Consider the following 22,900-nt stretch of genomic DNA (forward strand, 5'->3'; position numbering starts at 1 on the left):
CGTGCAATTCGGCGACGCGCAGGAATAGCGCGCCCGGTTTTGCCTCTAACCTGTGACCGCCGCGCGGTGCGTGACCGGATGCGACGAACAGCGGTTCATTCTGCCAGACGAACACCGTCAGGGGGAAACCAGGTCATCGGGTCTTGACGACGGTGCCCCGCATCACCACGACATCGGGCGCGGCGAGGGCGTCGCTGCTCGCGCGCGGGTCGTTCCGGAATACCAGCAGATCCGCGGGCGCACCCGCTTCCACTCCCGGATGTCCGAGCCACGCGCGCGCGTCCCAGCATGCGGCGCCGAGCGCCTCGGACGGGGTCAGTCCGACCGCCTTCAGTTCCTCGACCTCGTCGGCGATGCGTCCGTGGACGATCGATCCGCCGGCGTCGGTGCCGGCGTAGATCGGGATCCCCGCGTCGTGCGCGGCACCGATGGTGTCCTTCACCCGCGAGTGCAGGTCACGCATGTGCGCGGCGTAGATCGGGAACCGCGAGGCGGACTCGGCGATGTCCGGGAACGTCGCGATGTTGATCAACGTCGGGACGAGGGCGGTTCCGTGCGAGACCATCAGCTCGATCGTCTCGTCGGTGAGCCCGGTGCCGTGCTCGATGCAGTCGATTCCGGCGTTGATCAGGCCCGGAAGCGCATCCTCGGCGAAGACGTGCGCGGTGACACGAGCCCCTTCGCGGTGCGCGGCCGCGATCGCCTCGACGAGGATGTCGTCGCTCCACAAGGGCGCCAGGTCGCCCGAGGAGCGGTCGATCCAGTCGCCGACGAGCTTGACCCATCCGTCGCCGGCCCGGGCCTGGCGCACCACCTCGTCCGGCAGTTGCGACTCGTCCTCCAGATCGACCGGGAGTCCGCGGATGTACCGCTTGGGCGCGGCGATGTGCTGCCCGGCGCGGATGATCCTCGGCAGGTCGGGGCGGTCGTCGACGAACCGGGTGTCGACCGGCGAACCCGCGTCACGGATCAGCAGGACCCCACAGTCGCGCTCGGTCTCCGCCTGCGCGATCAACCCTTCGACGCTCTCGCCGCCCCCACCGCCGAACCGGATGCCCACGTGGCAGTGAGCGTCGACGAGACCGGGCACGATCCATCCCGATTCGCAGACGGTCTCGGCGCCGGGAACCGGTTCCGTCGAGATCACACCGCCGTCGACCCAGAACTCGACCGGCTGTTCGTCGGGCAGACCGGTCCCCCGGAAGTGCAGTGCAGCCATCGGCTACTTCTTCGGCAGCTTCAGCTGGGACAGGTCGATGCCCTCGAGTCCTGGCGGCAATTCGTCCAGGCCCTTCGGCATGTTCGACAAATCCGGCATCCCCGCGGGAAGACCGCCGGGCGGCATTCCAGGGAACCCGCCGGGCAGACCGCCGGGGAATCCTCCGCGCACCTTCGGCGGCGTCGGTCCCTTGCCACCCTTCTTGCCCTTCTTGCCCTTCTTGCTGCGCTGCTGCTTCCGTGAACCGGGCATGCCCATCCGCCCGGCCATCGCGGCCATCATCTTGCGGGCCTCGAAGAAACGGTCGACGAGCTGGTTGACGTCGGAGACCTTGACGCCCGAACCGTTGGCGATCCGCAGCCTGCGGGAGGCGTTGATGATCTTGGGATCGTCGCGCTCGGCGGGGGTCATGCCGCGGATGATGGCCTGCACCCGGTCGAGCTGCTTCTCGTCGACGTTCGCGAGAGCGTCCTTCATCTGTCCGGCACCCGGGAGCATGCCCAGGAGGTTGCCGATGGGGCCCATCTTGCGGACGGCCATCATCTGCTCGAGGAAGTCCTCCAGCGTGAGCTGGCCCGAGCCGATCTTCTGTGCGGTGGCCTCGGCCTGCTCGGCGTCGAAGTGCTGCTCGGCCGCCTCGATCAGGCTGAGGACGTCACCCATGCCGAGGATGCGGCTGGCCATGCGATCGGGGTGGAAGACGTCGAAGTCCTCGAGCTTCTCACCCGTGGACGCGAACAGGATGGGCTGCCCGGTGACCTCGCGGACGCTGAGCGCCGCACCACCGCGGGCGTCGCCGTCGAGCTTCGTGAGCACGACACCGGTGAATCCGACACCCTCACGGAACGCCTCAGCCGTGCTGACCGCGTCCTGACCGATCATCGCGTCGAGAACGAAGATCGTCTCGTCCGGGTTCACGGCGTCGCGGATACCCGCCGCCTGCGCCATCAGATCGGCGTCGATACCCAGGCGGCCCGCGGTGTCGACGATGACCACGTCGAACTGCTTGTTGCGGGCTTCCTCGACACCTGCCCGGGCCACCTCGATCGGGTCGGCCGCGGTGATGCCCAGCTCGTTGTCGCCGCCGCCGATGGACGTACCGGGGTGCGGAGCGAACACCGTGGCGCCCGCCCTCTCGCCGACGATCTGCAGCTGGGTGACGGCGCCGGGACGCTGCAGGTCACAGGCGACGAGCAGCGGGGTGTGCCCCTGGTCGCGCAGCCACTTCGCGAGCTTGCCGGCGAGCGTCGTCTTACCGGAACCCTGCAGACCGGCGAGCATGATGACCGTCGGCGGCGTCTTGGCGAACACCAGACGGCGGGTCTCGCCACCGAGGATCCCGACGAGTTCCTCGTTGACGATCTTGACGACCTGCTGCGCCGGGTTCAGCGCCGCCGACACCTCGACGCCCTTGGCGCGTTCCTTGATCTTGGCGATGAACGCGCGGACGACGGGCAGCGCGACGTCTGCCTCGAGCAGGGCCAACCGGATCTCACGGCAGGTGGCATCGATGTCGGCTCCGGAAAGTCGACCCTTGCCACGCAGATCCTTGAGGGTTCCGGTCAACCTGTCGGAAAGGGATTCGAACACCGAGTGCGCTCCTGAAGTCATACGAGTGTGCGGTGGATATTCTCGGGCACCAGCCTAGCCGCTCACGTCCTGCCGTTCATTCTCCCCCGCTGCCCTCCTGCTTCTTCGGCTTCGTCAGCGGAACGACGCCGAGGATCGCGCTCTCGACCTGTTCCCGGCTCGCCCGGGTGTCCCCGCCGCCGAGATCGAGGCAGAACGAGTCGATCACCGACGAACCCAGGGTGGTCACCCGCGCCCAGCGGACGTCGGCCCCGCACGAGTCGAACGCGTCGGCCAGCCTGGACAGCAGCCCGAGCCGATCCTCGGCCCTGAGCTCGAGGATGACCTCGCCGGGCGACGCGGTGTCGAACCAGATGACCCGCGGCGGCGCCTGCGCGTACTGCACCGGAACCGCGGCTTCGCCCCGTTCCTCCACGGCGGCCACGCGCTGGCTCTCGCGAGCCTCCTCTTCCTTGGCCGTGAGCATCTCCAGCAGATTCAGCTCTCCCGCCAGCGCGCGGATCAGTTCCTGCCGCAGCAGACCCGCCTGCGGCGGCGCCCCGAATCTCGGAGACACGACGAATGAATTGACAGCCGACCCCTCGGCACTGCCCAGCGACGCGGAGTGGACCCGCAGCGAATGAAGCGCGAGCACACCTGCCGCTTTCGACAGCAGACCACGCTGGTCGGGGGCGATGACCGTCACCACGTACGTGTGGGGACTGTCGGCGGGGACCAGCGCGACGTGCACGCCACCCGACGCCGCAAGCGCGACGTGTTCCGGATCGAGCGGATCGGGTGCGGGAAGAACCTCGCCCGCCATGACCATGCGGCAGCGCCGCACGAGTTCCCCGATCAGCGAGGACTTCCAGTCGCCCCACACACCGGGACCCGTCGCCAGTGAATCCGCCTCCGCCAGCGCGTGCAGCAACTCCAGCAGAACGCCGTCACCGCCGAGTGCCTCCACGACCTTCTCGACCGTCTCGGGATCGTCGAGGTCACGCCGCGTCGCGGTGTGCGGCAGCAGCAGATGGTGGCGCACGATCGCCGTCAGCAGCGCGACGTCCGAAGGCCACAATCCGAGACGCTTACCGATCTGGGTGGCCAGTTCCGCGCCGACCACACTGTGGTCGCCGCCGCGGCCCTTGCCGATGTCGTGCAGCAACGCACCGAGCATCAGCAGGTCCGGGCGCGCGACGCGGGTGGTGAACCCACTGGCGTAGGCGGCGGTCTCGACGAGATGACGATCGACGGTCCACGTGTGCACCGCGTCCCGCGGCGGCAGATCCCGGACGGCACCCCACTCGGGAAGAAGCCTGCCCCACAGCCCGGTCCGATCGAGAGCCTCGATCGCCGCGACGGCACGGCTACCCGAGCCGAGCATCACCAGCAGATCGTTCAGCGCCTCCTTCGACCACGGCTCGCGCAGCTCGGGGGCGTTGTCGGCCAAGCGATTCAGAGTGGACGCCGACATCGGCATCCCCGTCGTCGCCGACGCCGACGCGACCCGCAGCACGAGGCCGGGGTCCTTCGCCGGCCGGGCGTCGCGCGCCAGCACCACTTCCCCGGCGTGCTCGACGACACCCTCGTCGAGGGGCCGTCGCACCGGTGGTCGGCGCAACCGCGCCAGACCGCGCCGCGGCAGGGCGTGTCCGGCCGTCCGCACACCGACCTCGACGGAATAGCTGATGGTGCGCGCGGCGTCGCTGAGCATGCGCGCGAGGTCGAATCGATCGCCGATCCGCAGTGCGGCGCCGATCTCGTCGGCGTCCTGCGCTCGCAACTGATCCCGGGAGCGGCCTGCGACCCGGTGCAGTTCGGTGCGGACGTCGAGGAGCCGGCGATGTGCGAGTGCCAGTCCCCCGCCGGGTGACTCGGGACCGAGCCCGGGCATGCCGTCGGTGAGCTGCGCGATGGACAGCGCGTTGAGCAACTGTACGTCCCGCAGTCCACCGCGACCGCTCTTCAGGTCGGGCTCTGCGCGGTGGGCGATCTCGCCGCTGCGTTCCCAGCGCGACCGGGTCTGCTCGATGAGGCCGTCGAAACGGTTGCGGATGTCGGTGCGCCACTGCCGGCGCACCCCGCTGATGAGCAGATTGGTCAGCTCGACGTCGCCGACGATGTGACGGGCCTCGAGCATTCCCAGCGCCGCGGTGATGTCCGTGTCCGCCACCTGCAGGGCCTGAGGGATGGTGCGGACGCTGTGGTCGAGCTTGATGTGCGCGTCCCACAACGGATACCAGAGCTGGTCGGCCACCTGCGAGACGACCGTCGGATCCATGTCGTCGTGAAGCAGAAGGAGGTCGAGATCCGAATACGGCAGGAGTTCCCGGCGACCGAGCCCACCGACCGCGACGAGCGCGAAGCCGCTGTCGGGTTTGATGCCCAGCTCGGCACCCTTTGTGGTCAACCAGAACTCGTGCAGGTCGACGAGCGCGTGACGGAGCGCGGCTGCGTCGAGTCGACGCCCGTGACCTGCGGAATTCCTTGCGCCGGGGCTGGTCTCGGAGCCACCGGTGAGCAGTTGCCTACGTGCGCGGGCCAGGTCCGCTGCTTGGTCCGATCCGCCTGACGCAACCGGCCCTGGTTCCGTCGCCTTGGCGACGGGACCAGGGCCGGTCTTACCGGACCCGTTGGGGTCAGAGCGCATCGGCGCCGCGTTCCCCGGTACGCACCCGGATCACCGACTCGACCGGTGAGACCCAGACCTTGCCGTCACCGATCTTGCCGGTGCGTGCCGCCTCGACGATCACCTCGACGACCTTGTCCACAGCAGCGTCGTCCACGACGACCTCGACTCGGACCTTCGGAACGAAATCGACCGAGTACTCGGCACCTCGGTAGACTTCGGTGTGGCCCTTCTGCCGGCCGTACCCTTGAACCTCGCTGACGGTCATCCCGAGGACGCCCGCCTGCTCGAGGCCCGTCTTCACGTCCTCCAGAGTGAACGGCTTGACAATTGCTGTGATCAGCTTCATTTCCTCATCCCTCCTTGCCGGATACACGAGCAGTTGCCGAGTTTCCGCCGAGAGCGGCGAAATCGTAGCCAGTTTCTGCGTGTTCCGACTCGTCCACTCCAAGTGATTCACCCTCGTCGCTGAGCCGCAGACCGATCGTGAACTTCACGATCAACGCGACGACGGCTGTACCGACGAGCGAGTAAAGCAGTACTGCTCCGGCGCCCACTGCCTGACGCCAGAGTTGGTCGAGGCCTCCACCATAGAACAGTCCGACAACACCCGCGGGCGCCTCAGCCGTTGCGACCAGGCCCACCATCAGCGTTCCGACGATGCCGCCGACGAGGTGGACACCGACGACATCGAGCGAGTCGTCGAATCCGAAGCGGAACTTGAGTCCGACCGCGAGCGCGCAGAGTGCGCCTGCCACGACGCCGATGGCGAGTGCGCCGAGGACGTTCACCGAGGAGCAGGAAGGCGTGATGGCAACCAGGCCGGCCACGATTCCGGACGCCGCGCCGAGTGTGGTGGCGTGGCCGTCGCGAATCCGCTCGACCAGGAGCCAGGCGAGCATGGCCGCGCACGTTCCGATGACGGTGGTGATGAAGGTTGCTCCGGCGATGCCGTTGGACCCGACGGCCGAACCGGCGTTGAAACCGAACCAGCCGAACCAGAGGAGGCCGGCGCCGAGCATCACGAAGGGCAGGTTGTGCGGGCGGAACGGGGTTCCCGGCCATCCCTTGCGCTTGCCGAGAATGATCGCGAGGACGAGGCCGGCGGCGCCGGCGTTGATGTGGACGGCGGTACCACCCGCGAAGTCGACCGCGGCGAGCTTGTTGGCGATCCAGCCACCGGTCTCGGCGGTGACACCGTCGAAGGCGAACACCCAGTGCGCCACGGGGAAGTACACGACCGTCGCCCAGAGGCCGGCGAACAGCAGCCAGGGCCCGAAGCGCAGGCGATCCGCCACGGCACCCGAAATGAGGGCGACGGTGATGATCGCGAACATGGCCTGGAACGCGACGAACACCGTCGCGGGGATGGTGCCGACGAGCGGGATCGCGGAATCGGCGATGACCGAACCTGCGTCGTCGGTCTCGGCGAGGTAGGACCCGCCGAACAGTCCCTTGAGTCCGAAGTACTGAAACGGATCACCGACAAGGTTTCCCTTGTCCTCACCGAAGGCCATGGAGTAGCCGTAGAGAACCCACAGGATGCCGACGACACCCATCGCGCTGATGCTCATCATGAGCATGTTCAGCACGCTCTTGGCCCGCACCATGCCGCCGTAGAAGAACGCAAGACCCGGAGTCATGAGCAACACGAGCGCGGCGCTGGTCAGCATCCACGCTGTGTCCCCGGTGTCCGGTGCACCGATAGTGGGGAAATCCACCTTGAGCCTCCTCCTTCTCTGCCCAGCCGGTAGCGGCTGACGACCTGAGAAGAAGGGTGCTCAGTTGGTGTTTCGGCTATGCCACTGCACTGTTTCGCGCTCGTGAACGCATCGGCCTATTTTGTTGCGTCCAGGTTTCGCCAGGCGATTTGCGGTCGGTTTCATCGCCCCGGAGCGGTCCGGGACCCCGCGACGACCCCGAATCGCTGCGTCAGCCGAGCAACGCGTCGACGAAGGCGCCCGGCTCGAACGGCGCCAGATCGTCGGCGCCCTCACCGAGCCCGACGAGCTTCACGGGAACCCCCAGTTCGTGCTGAACCTGGAACACGATGCCGCCCTTGGCGGTGCCGTCGAGCTTGGTGAGGACCACACCGGTGATGTCGACGACCTCGGCGAACACCCGCGCCTGCGCGAGGCCGTTCTGGCCGATGGTCGCGTCGAGGACGAGGAGCACGTCGTCGACCGAGGCCTTCTTCTCGATGACCCGCTTCACCTTGCCGAGCTCGTCCATCAGTCCCGTCTTCGTGTGGAGCCGGCCGGCGGTATCGATCAGCACGACGTCGACGCCGGTATCGATTCCCTTGGACACGGCGTCGAACGCGACGGCCGCCGGATCTGCGGCTTCCTTCCCGCGCACCACCTCGGCGCCCACTCGCTCGGCCCACGTCTGCAATTGGTCCGCGGCGGCGGCACGGAACGTGTCGGCGGCACCGAGCAGGACGCGCCTGCCGTCGGCCACGAGCACCCGTGCGAGCTTGCCGGTGGTGGTGGTCTTGCCGGTGCCGTTCACACCGACGACCAGCAGGACCGCCGGGTGGTCGTCGTGCGGCAGGGCACGGATCGAGCGATCGAGTTCCGGCCGGAGTTCGGCGACCAGGACTTCACGCAGCAGCGCGCGGGCATCGGCCTCGGTGCGGACGCTGCGCGATGCCATCTGCTCACGCAGCGACGTGACGATCTTCGTGGTGGTCGCCGAGCCGAGGTCGGCGATGAGGAGCGTGTCCTCCACCTCTTCCCAGGAGTCCTCGTCGAGATCACCACCGCCGAGCAGTCCGAGCAGGCTCTTGCCCACCGCGGACTGGGAACGGGACAGCCGCCCCCGCAAGCGGTCGAGCCGTCCTTCGGTGGGGGCGATGACGTCGAGCACCGGCACGGCGGCAGCCGGTTCGGGTTCGGGTGCGGGCGCGACCTCGGGTTCCGCTTCGACCTCCGGCGCGACGACCGGTTCGTAGGTGACCGGCTCCGCCGGGGCCGTCGGCTTCTCCGGGGCCTTCTCAGGGGCCTTCTCAGGGGCCTTCTCCGGCGCCGGGGGCGCGACGACCTCGGGTTCGGGCGCGGCCACCTCGGGTTCGGGCGCCGGTTTCGGCAGAACCGGCTCGGGCGCAGGCGGACGCGGCGGTGCCGTCGCCGTCGACCCCTGGCTGAAGTTGAACCCGCCGTCCGCCCGGTAACTGCCCGAACGGTCCTTCTCCGCCGTGGTGACCTGCGGGGTGTCCGGCGCCTTCAGGGAAATCCGGCGACGCCGATACAGCAGGGACCCGACGACGAGAACGACGAGAAGTACGGCCAGTGCGGCCGCGATGGCAATCCAAGCTCCGGTAGTCACGCCGCCCATTGTTTCAGGCTCCGGATTTCGTCGCGCACTGCCTTCCCGCCCGCGCCGTCCCGGAGCGGGTCGAAATCACGCGTCCGCGGCCGCCATGTCCTGGCCACGGAGCCGCTGCGAGATGACGGTGGTGATGCCGTCGCCGCGCATGCTGACGCCGTAGAGCGCGTCGGCCACCTCCATCGTCGGCTTCTGGTGGGTGATGACGATCAGCTGCGACTTCTCCCGCAACTGCTCGAACAACCCGATGAGACGACGCAGGTTCGTGTCGTCCAGCGCGGCCTCCACCTCGTCCATCACATAGAAAGGGGAGGGCCTGGCCCGGAAGATCGCCACGAGCATCGCCACCGCCGTCAAAGACTTCTCGCCACCGGACAGCAGCGACAGCCGCTTGACCTTCTTGCCGGGCGGGCGGGCCTCCACCTCGATGCCGGTCGTCAGCATGTTCGACGGATCGGTGAGCACCAGCCTGCCCTCACCACCGGGGAACAGCTTCGCGAACACCTGCACGAATTCGCGTTCGACGTCCGAATAGGCCTCGGTGAACACCTGCAGGATGCGGGCATCGACGTCGGCCACCACACCGAGAAGATCCTTGCGCGCGGTCTTCACGTCCTCGAGTTGAGTCGAGAGGAAGTTGTATCGCTCCTCGAGTGCGGCGAACTCCTCGAGTGCCAGGGGGTTGACCTTGCCGAGCGTCGCCAGGTCCTTCTCGGCACGTTTCGCGCGACGTTCCTGCGTCGCGCGGTCGTACGGAATCGGTGCGGGCATCGTGACCTGCTCGCCGCGCTCCTTCGCCTGCTCGTACTCCTCCATCTCGAGTGCGGACGGCGGCAGCGCGACATCGGGGCCGTATTCGGCGATCAGATCGTCCAGGCCGATCCCGTGCTGTTCGAGGATCGCCTCCTCGAGCTGCTCGATGCGCAGCGCGGCCTGGGCGCGAGCCACCTCGTCGCGGTGCACGGCATCGGTGAGCGACGCCAGCTGTCCGGTCAGCTGACGCACCTTTTCCTTCACCTGTTCGAGTTGGGTCGTCCGCTCGGTGCGGGCCCGGGCGAGTCCGTCACGGTGCGCCATCGCGGCGTCGACGACGTCACCGAGGTGCTCGGCGACCCGCTGTCCCGACTCGGCGACCGCCGCCGCGACGGCGGCCGCGTTCTGGCGGGCCTTCATCGCGCGTTCGGCGCGGGCGCGCGCGTCGCGTTCCACCTGTGCGGCGCGGCGCAGGGAGTCGGCCTTGCCGCGCACCGACTCGGCGCGCTCCTCGGCCGTGCGCACGGACAGCCGGGCTTCCACTTCCACGGCCCGCACTTCGGCCAGTGCGGCGGCCGCCATCTCACGATCGATGCTCGTCGTGTCGGAACCGCCCGTGTCGGCGCCGGCGGACGACCCGTCCTGTTCCGCCAGGCGCAGCCGTTCCTCGAGTTCGGCGAGCGCGGTCAGCGTGTCCTCGCGACCGCTCTCGGCCTTGTCGCGCTGCGCCATGAGCCGATCGGATTCGGCGCGCGCGGCCCGCGCGGCCTGGCCGAGGCGGCCGAGGCGCTCGTAGATGGCGGACATCGCGGCGTCGGACTCGTTCAGCGCGGCCAGTGCCTGCTCGGCGTTCTCCTGGCGGTCGGCTTGTTCCGCGACCGCGCCGGACAGTGCCGCGGACAGTTCCTCGGCGCGACGTTCGGCGAGGGCGAGATCCTGCACCGAGTTGTCGATGGCGGCCTGGACCTCGAGGGTGCTCGGCTGACGGTCCGACCCGCCGCTCATCCAGCCCGCTCCGAGGAGATCTCCGTCGCGGGTGACGGCGCGCACGTCGGGCCTGCGCCGGACGGTTTCGACGGCGTCGTCGAGGGAATCGACCACGACCACTCCACCCAGGAGCGCCGCGAGTCCGGTCCGCAGTTCGGCCGGGCAGTCGATGACGTCGACGGCCCACCGGGCGCCGGAGTCCAGGTGTCCGCCGTTCGGCGCCGCCAGATCGGTTCCGATGACCAGGGACGCCCGACCGCTGTCCGTCTCCTTCAGCGCACCGACTGCGCTACGGGCGGCGTCGAGGGATTCGGCGACGACAGCGTCGGCGGCGGGGCCCATGGCGGCCGCGACGGCGCCCTCGTACCCCTTCTCGACGGTGATGAGGCCACCGATCGGTCCGCGGATGCCGTGTTCGCCGCGATTCTCGACGAGCCAGCCGGCGCCGTCCTTGCGTTCGAGGCCCATCGACAGTGCGTCGATCCGGGCACGCAGGGATGCCACTTCCTGCCCGGCTGCGCGCTCCTCGGCCTGGAGTTCGGTGACGCGTTCGGTGATCAGACGCAGTGCCTCGACGGCACGCTCGTGGTGGGAATCCAGTCCGAGCTCGCCGGCGTCGAGGTCACCGATCTCGTCCTGGACGACCTCGAACTCTGACTGTGCCGCGTCGCCGCGCTGGCGGGCCTCCTCGATCGCGACGGTCAGCCGGGACACTTCAGCGTCGACGGAGTCGGCGCGGGTGCGCAGCGTGTCGACCTGGCCGGACAGCCGGGCCAGGCCTTCACGGCGGTCGGCGATCGCCCGGACCGCTGCCATGTGGGCTCGTTCCGCCTCGGCGGCGGTCTCCTCCCCCAGTGCCAGCTGCTCCTTGGCCGCGTCCAGCGCCGCGCGCGCCATCTCGACGGCTTCGACGAGCTCCATTTCCTCCGCGGCGATCCGGTCGGCGCGGGCCTCCATCTCGTCGGGATCCTGACCGCGGTTCGCGGAGGGCTCGGCGTCGAGGTGACGCGCCCGCTCGCGGGCGATGCGGATGGTCGCGTTGACGCGCTCGGCGAGTGCCGACAGCTGGAACCAGGTCTGCGCGGCCGCTTCCGCACCCGGTGTGAGCCTCGACAGTTCCTGTTCGTGCCGTCCCAGCTCGAGATTGGCTTCGTCGAGTGCCTCGGTGACCTGGTCGTGCTGCTCTCGCGCGACCTTCTCGTCCTGAGCCTGGTTGGCCAGGTCCTCGCGTCGCGTGACCAGGTCGTCCGCGGCGAGCCGCAGCTTCGCGTCGCGGAGGTCGGCCTGCACGGTCTGGGCGCGGCGTGCCACCTCGGCCTGCCGTCCGAGTGGTTTGAGCTGGCGCCGCAGTTCCGCCGTGAGGTCGTTCAGGCGCGCCAGGTTGGCCTGCATCGCGTCGAGTTTGCGGACCGCCTTTTCCTTGCGTTTGCGGTGCTTGAGGACGCCGGCTGCTTCCTCGATGAACGCGCGGCGGTCCTCCGGACGGGATTCGAGGATGGCGGCGAGGCGGCCCTGACCGACGATCACGTGCATCTCCCGGCCGATGCCGGAGTCGCTGAGCAGTTCCTGCACGTCCATCAGCCGGCACGAGCTGCCGTTGATCTCGTATTCGCCGGCTCCGTCGCGGAACATGCGCCGGGTGATCGACACCTCGGAGTAGTCGATCGGCAGGGCGCCGTCGGAGTTGTCGATGGTCAGCGTGACCTCGGCGCGTCCGAGGGGCGCCCGCCCGGCGGTGCCGGCGAAGATGACGTCTTCCATCTTGCCGCCGCGCAGCGCCTTCGCCCCCTGCTCGCCCATCACCCAGGTGAGCGCGTCGACGACGTTGGACTTACCCGACCCGTTGGGCCCCACGACACAGGTGATTCCCGGCTCGAATCGCAGAGTCGTTGCGGACGCAAAGGATTTGAATCCCTTCAGCGTCAGACTCTTCAGATGCATGACGGAGAACTTTACCTGCGGTTCACCGTTCCACGAACCCGGTGAGGTCGCCGCGGGCGGGATCCCATTGCTCCACGACGAGATCCACCGCGCCCGGCGTGTCTCCCGACCGCAGCAGCGTCAGGAGGGTCTCCAGCTTCTCGCGAGGCCCCTCGGCGATGACGAGCACGCGGCCGTCCTTCTGGTTGGCCGCGTATCCGACGAGGCCGAGTTCCAGCGCGCGGGCGCGGGTCCACCACCGGAATCCCACACCCTGCACGAATCCGTGCACCCACGCGGTCATTCTCTCCATGTCCGTCACAACCGTTCGAGTTTGTAGATCTTCCCGGTGAAGCTGGTGGCGTAGAGCGCGTCCGGATCCCAGCCCGGCCCGGCGCCGAACCGCACCGACGACACCAGCGGCAGCCCGGACGCGAGGGCGCAACTCTCCCCCGTCGTGGGATCGACCCGCACCACTTTGCCGCCGCCGTTGTAGGCGACGTAGACGATGCCGTCCGGTCCGACGGTGAGATCGTCGGCCGCGTTGAGGGGCCCGGAGCCGGGCAGTTCGACCGACACGACGGGACCGCTCAGGTCGTCTTCGCGGAGGATGCGCAGCGCGGTGGTCGTGTCGAACGTCGTCACCGTGTAGACGTTGCCGTCGTGCGCGGCGAGACCGTCGACCGTTCCCAGATCGGTGCGCACGACCTCCGGCGTGTGGGGATCCGCGGCCGGAACGCGGGTCAGTCCCGCCCCGGAGCCCAGATTCCGGGCGGTGAGAATGTCTCCGTTACTCAGCCGGACCAGCCCGTTCGGCATGACCAGCCCCTCGGCCACGGTTCGTGTGTCACCCGTGGCGAGGTTCACGACGTCGACCGTGCCGCTCGCCGAGCCCGTGACCCCGGCGGCGAAGGAGTTCCCCGTGGCGAAGTACGCGTCGGCACCGTCCACGGCGATTCCGCCGGGCGACTCGACCTCGGGCACGATCGGGGTGACGGTGCCGTCGGGGGCGACCCCGTCGAGGGCTCCACCGCCGACCAGGCCTGTTCGCGACACCAGCATGGTGCCCGCCCCGTCGAAGGCCAGGTTCTCGAGAACCCCCGCCCCGGACGTCACCTCCGACACCGACCACGGGGTGCACGCGCCGCCGGGCGGCGAGAACGCGGGCCCGGCGGCCGCGGGCGCGACCACGAGCAGACCCCCGCAGAGCGCCGCCCCGCCCGCGAGCGCGGCCAGCTCTCGCCGCATCATGCTTCTCTCTCGACGGTCAGCGTCACTTTCGTCCCGGCCTTCAGCGTCCGCCCGACCGTGCAGACCTTGTCGACCGACCGTTCCACGAGCGCCACCAGACGCTCCTGCGCATCGGCGTCGAGTTCGCTGAGGTCCAGCTCCATGACCTCGTCCAGCTGCGGGTACACCTCGTTCTCCCGGTCCGCGGCACCGGACACCAAGATGGTGGCGTCGTAGTTGTCGCCCAGCCGCCACGACAGCGGGAAGTCCGAGCTCATTCCGCTGCACGCGGCGAGTGCGATCTTCAGGAGTTCCCCGGGGGTGAACACACCCTCCACGCCCTCGGAGCCGATCAGGACCTCGGCGCCGCGCGAGCTGCGGCCGGTGTACCGCCGGGTGCCCGTTCGCTCGACCCACAGTGAGGTGGGCGCCGTCGTGTCGGAAGTCTGTTCTGCCATGCGCTCAATCCTGCCACCGATCGACGCACCACCAGGTAGGTGGGTGGGCGGCAGTGGTTTCCGCGCAATTGTGAACGAGGATTCTCAGCAGAGGGAACCGGTGGGCCGTAAGGTGAACCGACCAATGACGCCGAGACGTAGCGGGGAATGCAGATGGGCCAGATCGGTAGTGCCGGAGAGCGCCAACTTCAGTCCGAGTACGGGACCGAGGATCGTGCCGCCAAGTTCTACGCGGATCAGATGCTGGACCATCTCAATCCGACGATGATCGAGTTCATCGGACGCCAGGAGATCGCCTTCATCGCCACCGCCGACGCGTCCGGCGAATGCGACAACAGTCTGCGCGCCGGGACACCCGGATTCATGCACGTCATCGACTCGAAGACCCTCGCGTACCCGGAGTACCGCGGCAACGGCGTGATGGCGAGCCTCGGCAACATCCGGGAAAACCCGCACGTCGGAATCATTCTCGTGGACTTCGTGCAGGACCTCATCGGACTGCACGTGAACGGTTCGGCCCGGATCGTCGAAGACCCGGTCCTCCGCTCCGACATCGCGGATCTGCCTGCGGACCACACGAACGGCCGGATCCCGGAACGCTGGGTGGTGGTGGAGGTGGAGGAGGCATACATCCACTGCCGAAAGCACATTCCGAGAATGGCACCGGTCCCCCGCCACCGCGAATGGGGCACCGACGACGTGAAACGCAAGGGCGGCGACTACTTCGACGCCAAGGCGACACCGCGCCACGACACCGACGGACAGTTCGCCGACGAGCCCGTGACCGCCGAACTCACACAGACGATTTCGCCGGGCTTCTCCGTGGTGCCGGCTGGCACTTCGGGCAACTGAACGACGAGCGGTTCATGAATTTCTCCCGCCGGATCGCGGTGCCGCACCGCGGGCACGGGCGATCCTCCTGACCGTAGGCGGACAGCGAACGGTCGAAATAGCCCGACTCGCCGTTGACGTTCACGTAGAGCGCGTCGAAGGACGTGCCGCCCTGCGTGAGTGCCTCACGCATGACCTCCCGGGCGGCCGTGAGCAGTTCACGGACCTTGGGACCACTCACCCTGTCAGTGAGCCGATTTCCGTGGATCTGTGCGCGCCACAGCGCCTCGTCCGCGTAGATGTTGCCGATGCCGGAGACGACGGTCTGGTCGAGAAGCGCACGCTTGATCTCGGTGTGCTTGCCGCGCACGACCTTCACGGTCGCCGCGAGGTCGAACCGCGGATCCAGTGGGTCACGGGCGATGTGCGCCACCGAGTCCGGCACGAGCGAGCCGTCGACGTCGACGAGCGGTGCCAGCGCCCAGCCCCCGAACGTCCGCTGGTCGACGAACCGGAGGTCGAGACCGGAATCGAGCCGGGCACGGATGCGCAGATGCTTCTCGGTCGGCAATTCCGGTGGCTGCACGAGCATTTGACCACTCATGCCGAGATGCACCACGAGAGCGACCGTGCTGGGTTCGAGGACCAGCCACAGATACTTTCCACGACGGTCGGCGCTCGCGATGCGTTCGCCGGTGAGCTGTCCGGCGAGGTCGGCGGCGCCGGGCAGATGACGCCGGATCGCCCGCGGGTGCAGGATGTCGACGGAATCGATCGACGCCCCCACGATGTGGCGTTCGAGTCCGCGCCGGACCACCTCGACTTCGGGTAGTTCAGGCACTGACGTCGTCGGCCGCTACGTCGGGGCCTGCGTCGGACAACGCATTCCACGCCGTGCTCGCAGCCTTCTGCTCGGCCTCTTTCTTGGAGCGGCCGATACCGACGCCGAGGGGCTTGCCGCCGACGATCACGGTGGCGGTGAATTCCTTGTCGTGGTCCGGGCCGGTCGCGGTGATCTCGTACGCCGGGACGCCGACGCCACGCTCCGCGGTCAACTCCTGCAGACTCGTCTTCCAGTCGAGACCCGCACCGAGACGGGGGGCCCGCTGGAGGAGGTCGCTGAAGAGGTCGAGTACGACGCGTCGCGCCGTGTCGATGCCGTGCTCGAGGTGGATGGCGCCGAGAATCGACTCCATGCCGTCGGCCAGGATGCTCGGCTTGTCACGGCCACCGGTCATCTCCTCGCCTTTACCGAGCAGGAGATGGGCACCGAGGCCGCCTTCACCGAGACTGCGGGCCACCTCCGCGAGCGCGTGCATGTTGACGATGCTCGCCCGGATCTTCGCGAGGTCGCCCTCGGACTTGTCCGGATGCGCAAGGTAGAGCTTCTCGGTGACGGTGACTCCGAGCACGGAGTCGCCGAGAAATTCGAGACGCTCGTTGGTGGGGAGACCACCGTTCTCGTACGCATACGAGCGGTGCGTCAACGCCAAGGTGAGCAGCGAAGGCTCGATTTCTACGCCGAGGGCGGCGAGGAGGGATGTATGATCCTCCTCGCCGCCGGCGGGTGTATTACTGATGTCGCTCGTCACAACGCCTCTCCGCGGAGAACTAGACGGCGGCAGTGACCTGGCGGCCCTTGTATGTGCCACACGACGGGCACGCGACGTGGGGCAGCGTCTTCTCGCCGCAGCCACGGTTGGGGCAGGTGACGAGGGTAGGCACAGTGGTCTTCCACTGGCTGCGACGCGACCTCGTGTTGGATCGCGACATTCTGCGCTTGGGGACAGCCACTTCTACTTCTCCTCGGCTTCGGTGTTCACAAGATTCTTGCTGGGTTCTGATTCCACGCCAAATTTGGCTGCAAGACCAGCCCAGCGAGGATCAAGTATGGCATGCCCATGGCCAGATTCGGCAATCGCCAGGCGAACGCCACATTCTGGGCACAATCCTTGGCAGTCGTCACTGCAGAGCGGCTGCAATGGCAGTGCGAGGCCGACGGCGTCGATCACGACGGGTTCGAGGTCGATCTCGTCGTCCACGACGTGATAGACCTCCCCCTCCTCCGTGGTCTCTTCTGTAGTGCTGTCCGGGTATGCGAACAGCTCCGTGAGAGTCAGGTCCACCGTGTCGGAGAACGGCTCGAGACATCTCGAGCACTCCCCCACGGTGTCGGCTCGCAACGAACCGGTGACCAGGACGCCCTCGGATACGGCCTCCAACCGGAGATCGAGATGGATCTCCGATCCTTCCTCGATGGCGATCAGGTCGAGACCGATGCGCTGTGGCGCCGTCACCACCCGTTCCACGGTGCGCATCGAACCGGGACGACGGCCGAGTTTGACCGTGTCCAGCACGAAGTCCGCGTCCCGTCGGGAACGCGATGAGCTGTGGCGATGGGATGACAACAAACTTCACTTTCGAGAAAAGGGAAACGACAAAGGGCAACCACCCCACGATACGCAATCTACGCGGTGGAGCCAAATTCGATCGAGTGCGGCGACCCGACCGTCGCTCAGCGGCGACGCTCGGCGCGGCGGTCGTCGACGTCGTAGTCCGAGGCGTAGTCGGGAACACCCGAACCGGTCCGCAACTGCTGACGTCCCCGGCCGACGGACCGGACGGTGCCGTTCAGGAAGTCCTCGAATTCCGCGAGCTTCGTGTCGACGTACAGATCGCAGTCCGAGCGGAGACGATCGGATTCGGCGTGCGCGGAGTCGATCACCCGGGCCGACTCGGCGTGCGCCTCCTGGACGACCTCCGTCTGCGAGACGAGGCGCGCCTGCTCCGCCGTGCCCTCCGCAACGGACCTCTCGTACGAGGCCTTGCCCGACTCGATCATGCGATCGGCCTCGGCCCGCGCGCGACCCGTGAGTGCGTCGTACTCCCGCTGGCCTTCCGCGACCGAGGACTCGGCCTCGGCGCGCGCGTCGGTGACCAACTGCTCGGCGTGCGCGCGGGCCTCGGCGACCATCCGATCGGCCTGCGCCTTCGCGTCCGCCAGAATGCGGTCGGCGTCGTCTCGCGCGTTCTCGATGGTGGAGTTCGCCTCGGCGTTGGCGCTGGAAATCGTCTTCTCCGCGTTGGACCGCGCGTCCCCCACCAGTTTGTCCTTGTGGTCCAGGACGTCCTGGGCGTCGTCGAGTTCACCGGGAATCGCATCGCGCACGTCGTCGAGCAGTTCGAGGACGTCACCGCGTGGAACCACGCAGCCGGCGGTCATCGGTACGCCGCGTGCCTCTTCGACAATCGCGACAAGTTCGTCGAGCGCCTCGAATACCCGGTACACAAGCAACCCCAATCATCCATGACCCTCAGCAGGTCGGCGCAGCCTTCTCCGTGCAAGTCTGCCCGACCGGACGCCGAGGGTGTGTCGTGGCAGCCGGTGTGTCGGGTATCAGCTGCTCTCGGCGGCGCGCTCGGCGATCCTCGCCAGAAGACGGGCGTGGACCTTCTCGGGCAGCATGTCGGAGACGTCGCCACCGAACGTGGCCACTTCCTTCACGAGCGAACTCGACAGGTAGCTGTACGTGGGATTGGTCGGGATGAAGAGGGTGTCGACACCACTGAGCTTCTGGTTCATCTGCGCCATCTGCAGCTCGTAGTCGAAGTCGTTGGCGCCGCGCAGGCCCTTGACGATCGCTGTGATCCCTTGCTGCTTGGCGTAATCCACCAGCAGGCCGTGCCAGGACGAGACCCGCACGTTGGGCAGCTCACTGGTCGAGTCTTCGAGCATCTCGATGCGCTCTTCGACGGTGAACAGGCCACGCTTGCTCTTGTTGACCATGACCGTCACGATGACCTCGTCGAACTGCGCGGCAGCTCTGCCGATCACGTCAAGGTGGCCATTGGTCACGGGGTCGAAGGATCCGGGGCAGACAGCGCCAGTCATGAGTCCAGACCGTAGCAGGTCGCCAATTCGATTCTCGCCTCGCCGTACTTCTTCGCCTTGACGGGTGCGAAGCCTTCGGGCCAGGCCGTCTCGGGTGACCTCGACGACCGCTCGAGCACCACGATCGAGCCGTCGCCGACCCAGCCGTTGACCCGCAGGTGGCCGAGCACCGTCTGCACCGCCTGGTCGTCGACGGCGTACGGCGGATCCGCCAACACCAGGTCGTACGGCCGGTCGGCGGCGCCCGCGAGCACCGCCGCCACCGGAGCGCCGCGCACTTCCGCGCCCGGTAGACCGACGGTCGTCACGTTGTGTTTGATGATGCCCGCCGCTTTCGCGTCGGACTCGACGAGGACGACGCGGTCCGCACCCCGGGAGAGCGCTTCCAGGCCGAGCGCCCCCGATCCCGCGTAGAGATCGAGGACGGACGCGCCCTCGAGGTCCATCCGGCTGTGCAGTGCGCTGAACAATGCCTCGCGGACCCGGTCCGAGGTGGGCCGGGTCCCGCTCGGCGGGACCCGCAGGCGTCGACCGCCCGCGAGTCCCGCGATGATCCGAGTCACTCGCTCGCGGACTCCCCTGTCGCCACGACGGCGAGCAGGTCGCCGCCCTCCACCTGCTGGACCGATCCGATGGCCAGCCGGGAGACCGTGCCACTCCGCGGGGCGGTGATGGCCGCTTCCATCTTCATGGCCTCGATGGTCGCGATCGTGTCGCCCGCGGAGATGTGCTGGCCCTCGGTCACGGCGAGGGTCACCACACCGGCGAACGGCGCCGGCACGTGGCCGGGGTTGTTCTTGTCCGCCTTCTCCGCGGCGGGCATCTCACTGGAGATGGACCGGTCGCGCACCGACACCGGACGCAGCTGCCCGTTGAGGATGCACATGACGGTGCGGTATCCCCGCTCGTCGGGTTCGGAGATGGCCTCGAGCCCGATGATCAGCTCGACACCCTGCGCGAGGCGGACCCGGTGCTCGTCGCCGCGGCGCAGGCCGTAGAAGAATTGGTTGGCCGAGAGCTGCGACGTGTCGCCGTACTTGTCGCGGTGCTCGAGGAATTCCTTCGTCGGGCCAGGGAACAGCAGCCGGTTGAGCGTCGCGCGGCGTTCCGCGGACGTGCCGGAGAGGGCCTTCTCGTCCTCCGCGGACAGCGGCACCTCCGGCTTCGCTTCGCCGCGGCCTTCGAGTGCCCGGGTGCGGAACGGTTCGGGCCAGCCACCGGGCGGGGTGCCCAGTTCGCCGCGCAAGAATCCGACCACCGAGTCGGGGATGTCGAACTTCGCCGGGTTGTCCTTGAATTCCTCGGTGGAGGCACCGGATCCGACGAGGTGCAGGGCGAGGTCGCCGACGACCTTCGACGACGGGGTAACCTTCACGAGGCGGCCGAGCATGCGGTCGGCGGCCGCGTACTTGGCCTCGACCTCCTCGAACTTGTCGCCGAGACCGAGGGCCACGGCCTGGGTGCGCAGGTTCGACAGCTGACCGCCCGGGATCTCGTGCGTGTAGACCCGTCCGGTCGGGGCCGGCAGCCCCGACTCGAAGGGCTTGTAGACCTTGCGCAGCGCCTCCCAGTACGGCTCGAGGTCGCACACGGCCTGCAGGTCCAGGCCGGTGTCGTACTCCGAATGCGCGGCGGCCGCCACGATCGCCGACAACGCCGGCTGACTGGTGGTGCCCGCCAGCGCGGCCGAGGCCCCGTCGACCGCGTCCGCGCCTGCCTGCCACGCGGCCAGGTAGGTCGCGAGCTGACCACCCGGGGTGTCGTGGGTGTGCACGTGCACGGGCAGGTCGAGGTTCTTGCGCAGCGCCGTCACCAGGGTGGTGGCGGCCGGGGCGCGAAGCAGTCCGGCCATGTCCTTGATCGCGATGACGTGCGCACCGGCCTCGACGATTTCCTCCGCCAGGCGCAGGTAGTAGTCGAGGGTGTACAGGTTCTCGTTCGGGTTCGACAGGTCGCCCGTGTACGACAGCGCGACCTCGGCGAGCGCGGTGCCGGTCTCGCGGACGGCGTCGATGGCCGGCCGCATCTGGTCGACGTTGTTGAGGGCGTCGAAGATGCGGAAGATGTCGATGCCGCTGTTCGTGGCTTCCTCGACGAACGCCCGCGTCACCTTCTCCGGGTACGGGGTGTACCCGACGGTGTTCCGGCCACGCAGCAGCATCTGCAGGCAGATGTTCGGCACGGCCTCACGCAGCGCCGACAGCCGGTACCAGGGATCCTCGTGCAGGAACCGCAGAGCCACGTCGTAGGTGGCACCACCCCACGCCTCGATGGAGAGCAGTTCCGGGGTCAGCCGGGCGACGTGTCCGGCGACGTCGAGCAGACCGCTGGTGCGCACGCGGGTCGCGAGCAGCGACTGGTGTGCGTCGCGGAACGTGGTCTCCGTGACGGCGAGGGCCTTCTGCTCCCGCAGTGCCTTGGCGAATCCTTCCGGGCCGAGGGCGAGGAGCTTCTGGCGACTGCCGTCCGGCGGCGGGGTGGACAGGTCGATCTGGGGCAGCTTGTCGCGCGGGTACACAGCCGACGGCCGCTCGCCGTGCGGCTTGTTGACGGTCACGTCGGCGAGGTAGGTGAGGATTTTGGTGCCACGGTCCGCGGAGCTGCGCAGCGTGAGCAGCTGGGGGCGCTCCTCGATGAAGGACGTGGTGACCCGGCCGGCCTTGAAATCGGGGTCGTCGAGCACCGCCTGCAGGAACGGGATGTTCGTCGACACGCCGCGGATGCGGAACTCGGTGACCGCGCGGCGCGCCCGGGCGACGGCGGTTTCGAAGTCGCGGCCGCGGCAGGTGAGCTTGACGAGCATCGAATCGAAGTACGCGGAGACCTCTGCGCCGACCGACGTTCCGCCGTCGAGGCGGATACCGGCACCACCCGGGGTGCGGTAGCCGGTGATCCGACCGGTGTCCGGGCGGAACCCGTTGGCGGGGTCTTCGGTGGTGATGCGGCACTGCAGCGCCGCACCGCGCAGCGTGATCTTGTCCTGGCTCAGGCCCAGATCCGCGAGGGTCTCCCCCGACGCGATCCGCAACTGCGATTGCACGAGGTCGACGTCCGTGACCTCTTCGGTGACGGTGTGCTCGACCTGGATGCGGGGGTTCATCTCGATGAAGACGTGGTTGCCGCGGGTGTCGAGGAGGAATTCGACGGTGCCGGCACAGGAGTAGTTGATCTCCTTCGCGAACGCGACGGCGTCCGCGCAGATCTTCGCCCGCAGCTCTTCCGAGAGGTTCGGGGCGGGCGCGAGCTCGATCACCTTCTGGTGACGGCGCTGTAGCGAGCAGTCGCGCTCGAACAGGTGGATGACGTTGCCCTGACCGTCGGCCAGGATCTGGACCTCGATGTGACGCGGGTCGACGACGGCCTGCTCGAGGAACACCGTCGGGTCGCCGAACGCCGACTCGGCCTCACGCGCGGCGGCCTCGATGGACTCCTTGAGCTGAGCCCGCTCGGCGACGCGCCGCATGCCGCGGCCACCGCCGCCGGCGACGGCCTTCACGAACAGCGGGAACTGCATGGTCTCGGCCGCGGCCAGCAACTCGTCCACGTCGGCGGACGGCTCCGACGACGCCAGCACCGGCAGACCGGCGGCCTTCGCCGCGGCGATCGCGCGCGCCTTGTTGCCGGTGAGCTCGAGTACCTCGGCGGACGGACCCACGAACGTGATGCCCGCCTCGGCGCACGCGGCGGCGAGATCCGGGTTCTCGGAAAGGAAGCCGTAGCCGGGGTAGATGGCGTCGGCGCCTGCCTGCTTGGCCGCGGAGACGATCTCGTCGACGGAGAGGTACGCCCGAACCGGGTGTCCCTCCTCGCCGATCTGATAACTCTCATCAGCCTTCAGACGGTGGATCGAGTTCCGATCCTCGTACGGGAACACCGCGACCGTTCCAGCACCTAGTTCGTAGGCGGCACGGAAAGCGCGGATCGCAATTTCGCCACGGTTGGCGACCAGGACTTTGGAGAACATTGGAGCAAACTACCCCGCCGTCGACGGCCGCGGATAAATGGCATCCCACATTTCAGGATCGTCCACAAACTTCACAAAGACCCCCCTGACGTGTGCGAATTCTGCAACAGACCCGAAACAG

At 68.2% G+C, this 22,900-nt stretch carries 19 protein-coding genes; 1 reads left to right on the top strand and 18 read right to left on the bottom strand.

Translation table 11 applies throughout. The features are described 5' to 3' along the window. Nucleotides 1–133: 133 nt before the first annotated feature. The 10 genes from GO592_RS16845 to GO592_RS16890 all read right to left on the bottom strand — a co-directional run bounded on the left by GO592_RS16845 (nt 134) and on the right by GO592_RS16890 (nt 14,092). The gene (locus GO592_RS16845) at nt 134–1,219 is read right to left on the bottom strand and encodes an amidohydrolase family protein (RefSeq protein WP_007296881.1); all 1,086 of its coding nucleotides are present in this window, start codon (nt 1,217–1,219) and stop codon (nt 134–136) included. Between the two features lie 3 nt (nt 1,220–1,222). Then, nucleotides 1,223–2,809 (bottom strand): signal recognition particle protein, encoded by a 1,587-nt coding sequence (ffh, locus tag GO592_RS16850; protein WP_005564859.1) that lies wholly within the window; start codon nt 2,807–2,809, stop codon nt 1,223–1,225. 76 nt (nt 2,810–2,885) lie between these two features. Then, nucleotides 2,886–5,438, bottom strand: a complete 2,553-nt coding sequence (locus GO592_RS16855; RefSeq protein ID WP_007296880.1) for a [protein-PII] uridylyltransferase — start codon at nt 5,436–5,438, stop codon at nt 2,886–2,888. Further along, entirely contained in the window at nt 5,428–5,766 is a 339-nt protein-coding gene (locus GO592_RS16860; RefSeq protein ID WP_005240467.1) for a P-II family nitrogen regulator, read from the bottom strand. The genes GO592_RS16855 and GO592_RS16860 overlap by 11 nt, the downstream gene beginning before the upstream one ends. 4 nt (nt 5,767–5,770) lie before the next feature. Next, a complete protein-coding gene (locus tag GO592_RS16865; RefSeq protein ID WP_210752954.1) occupies nt 5,771–7,090 on the bottom strand; it encodes an ammonium transporter in 1,320 nt (439 codons plus the stop codon). Between the two features lie 259 nt (nt 7,091–7,349). Continuing rightward, a complete protein-coding gene (gene ftsY / locus GO592_RS16870; protein WP_007296879.1) occupies nt 7,350–8,753 on the bottom strand; it encodes a signal recognition particle-docking protein FtsY in 1,404 nt (467 codons plus the stop codon). Nucleotides 8,754–8,819: 66 nt separating this feature from the next. Continuing rightward, nucleotides 8,820–12,425, bottom strand: coding sequence for a chromosome segregation protein SMC (gene smc / locus GO592_RS16875; RefSeq protein ID WP_007296878.1), 3,606 nt, complete (start codon nt 12,423–12,425; stop codon nt 8,820–8,822). Nucleotides 12,426–12,447: 22 nt separating this feature from the next. After that, nucleotides 12,448–12,717 carry an acylphosphatase gene (locus GO592_RS16880; protein ID WP_272943272.1) on the bottom strand — a complete coding sequence of 90 codons (270 nt, stop codon included), beginning with the start codon at nt 12,715–12,717 and terminating at the stop codon, nt 12,448–12,450. Between the two features lie 5 nt (nt 12,718–12,722). Further along, a complete protein-coding gene (locus tag GO592_RS16885) occupies nt 12,723–13,652 on the bottom strand; it encodes a hypothetical protein (RefSeq protein WP_007296876.1) in 930 nt (309 codons plus the stop codon). Further along, complete coding sequence (locus GO592_RS16890) at nt 13,652–14,092, bottom strand: OsmC family protein (RefSeq protein WP_007296875.1); 441 nt, start codon at nt 14,090–14,092, stop codon at nt 13,652–13,654. The genes GO592_RS16885 and GO592_RS16890 overlap by 1 nt, the downstream gene beginning before the upstream one ends. Before the next feature lie 147 nt (nt 14,093–14,239). On the opposite strand from GO592_RS16890, the gene GO592_RS16895 reads away from it, so the two are divergent. Further along, entirely contained in the window at nt 14,240–14,944 is a 705-nt protein-coding gene (locus tag GO592_RS16895) for a pyridoxamine 5'-phosphate oxidase family protein (RefSeq protein WP_007296874.1), read from the top strand. Here GO592_RS16895 and mutM read toward each other — a convergent pair. From mutM to GO592_RS16935, 8 genes are all read right to left on the bottom strand, one after another. Then, complete coding sequence (gene mutM, locus GO592_RS16900) at nt 14,886–15,764, bottom strand: bifunctional DNA-formamidopyrimidine glycosylase/DNA-(apurinic or apyrimidinic site) lyase (RefSeq protein WP_007296873.1); 879 nt, start codon at nt 15,762–15,764, stop codon at nt 14,886–14,888. The genes GO592_RS16895 and mutM overlap by 59 nt on opposite strands. Then, nucleotides 15,757–16,515, bottom strand: a complete 759-nt coding sequence (gene rnc, locus GO592_RS16905) for a ribonuclease III (protein ID WP_007296872.1) — start codon at nt 16,513–16,515, stop codon at nt 15,757–15,759. Before rnc ends, mutM begins: the two co-directional genes overlap by 8 nt. Nucleotides 16,516–16,534: 19 nt before the next feature. Next, the gene (rpmF, locus tag GO592_RS16910) at nt 16,535–16,717 is read right to left on the bottom strand and encodes a 50S ribosomal protein L32 (protein ID WP_005240446.1); all 183 of its coding nucleotides are present in this window, start codon (nt 16,715–16,717) and stop codon (nt 16,535–16,537) included. Between the two features lie 2 nt (nt 16,718–16,719). Then, on the bottom strand, nt 16,720–17,280 hold the full coding sequence (locus tag GO592_RS16915; RefSeq protein ID WP_007296871.1) for a YceD family protein: 561 nt from the start codon (nt 17,278–17,280) through the stop codon (nt 16,720–16,722). Nucleotides 17,281–17,438: 158 nt separating this feature from the next. Next, nucleotides 17,439–18,212 (bottom strand): DivIVA domain-containing protein, encoded by a 774-nt coding sequence (locus tag GO592_RS16920; protein ID WP_005566190.1) that lies wholly within the window; start codon nt 18,210–18,212, stop codon nt 17,439–17,441. Nucleotides 18,213–18,320: 108 nt separating this feature from the next. Continuing rightward, nucleotides 18,321–18,815 carry a pantetheine-phosphate adenylyltransferase gene (coaD, locus tag GO592_RS16925; protein WP_005240440.1) on the bottom strand — a complete coding sequence of 165 codons (495 nt, stop codon included), beginning with the start codon at nt 18,813–18,815 and terminating at the stop codon, nt 18,321–18,323. Further along, nucleotides 18,812–19,378 carry a 16S rRNA (guanine(966)-N(2))-methyltransferase RsmD gene (gene rsmD, locus GO592_RS16930; RefSeq protein ID WP_007296870.1) on the bottom strand — a complete coding sequence of 189 codons (567 nt, stop codon included), beginning with the start codon at nt 19,376–19,378 and terminating at the stop codon, nt 18,812–18,814. The genes coaD and rsmD overlap by 4 nt, the downstream gene beginning before the upstream one ends. After that, a complete protein-coding gene (locus GO592_RS16935) occupies nt 19,375–22,779 on the bottom strand; it encodes a pyruvate carboxylase (RefSeq protein WP_007296869.1) in 3,405 nt (1,134 codons plus the stop codon). The genes rsmD and GO592_RS16935 overlap by 4 nt, the downstream gene beginning before the upstream one ends. Nucleotides 22,780–22,900 lie beyond the last annotated feature (121 nt).

Origin of the sequence: Rhodococcus sp. 21391 (genome assembly GCF_016772255.1) — a bacterium.
GTDB classification, from domain to species: Bacteria; Actinomycetota; Actinomycetes; order Mycobacteriales; family Mycobacteriaceae; genus Rhodococcus_F; species Rhodococcus_F opacus.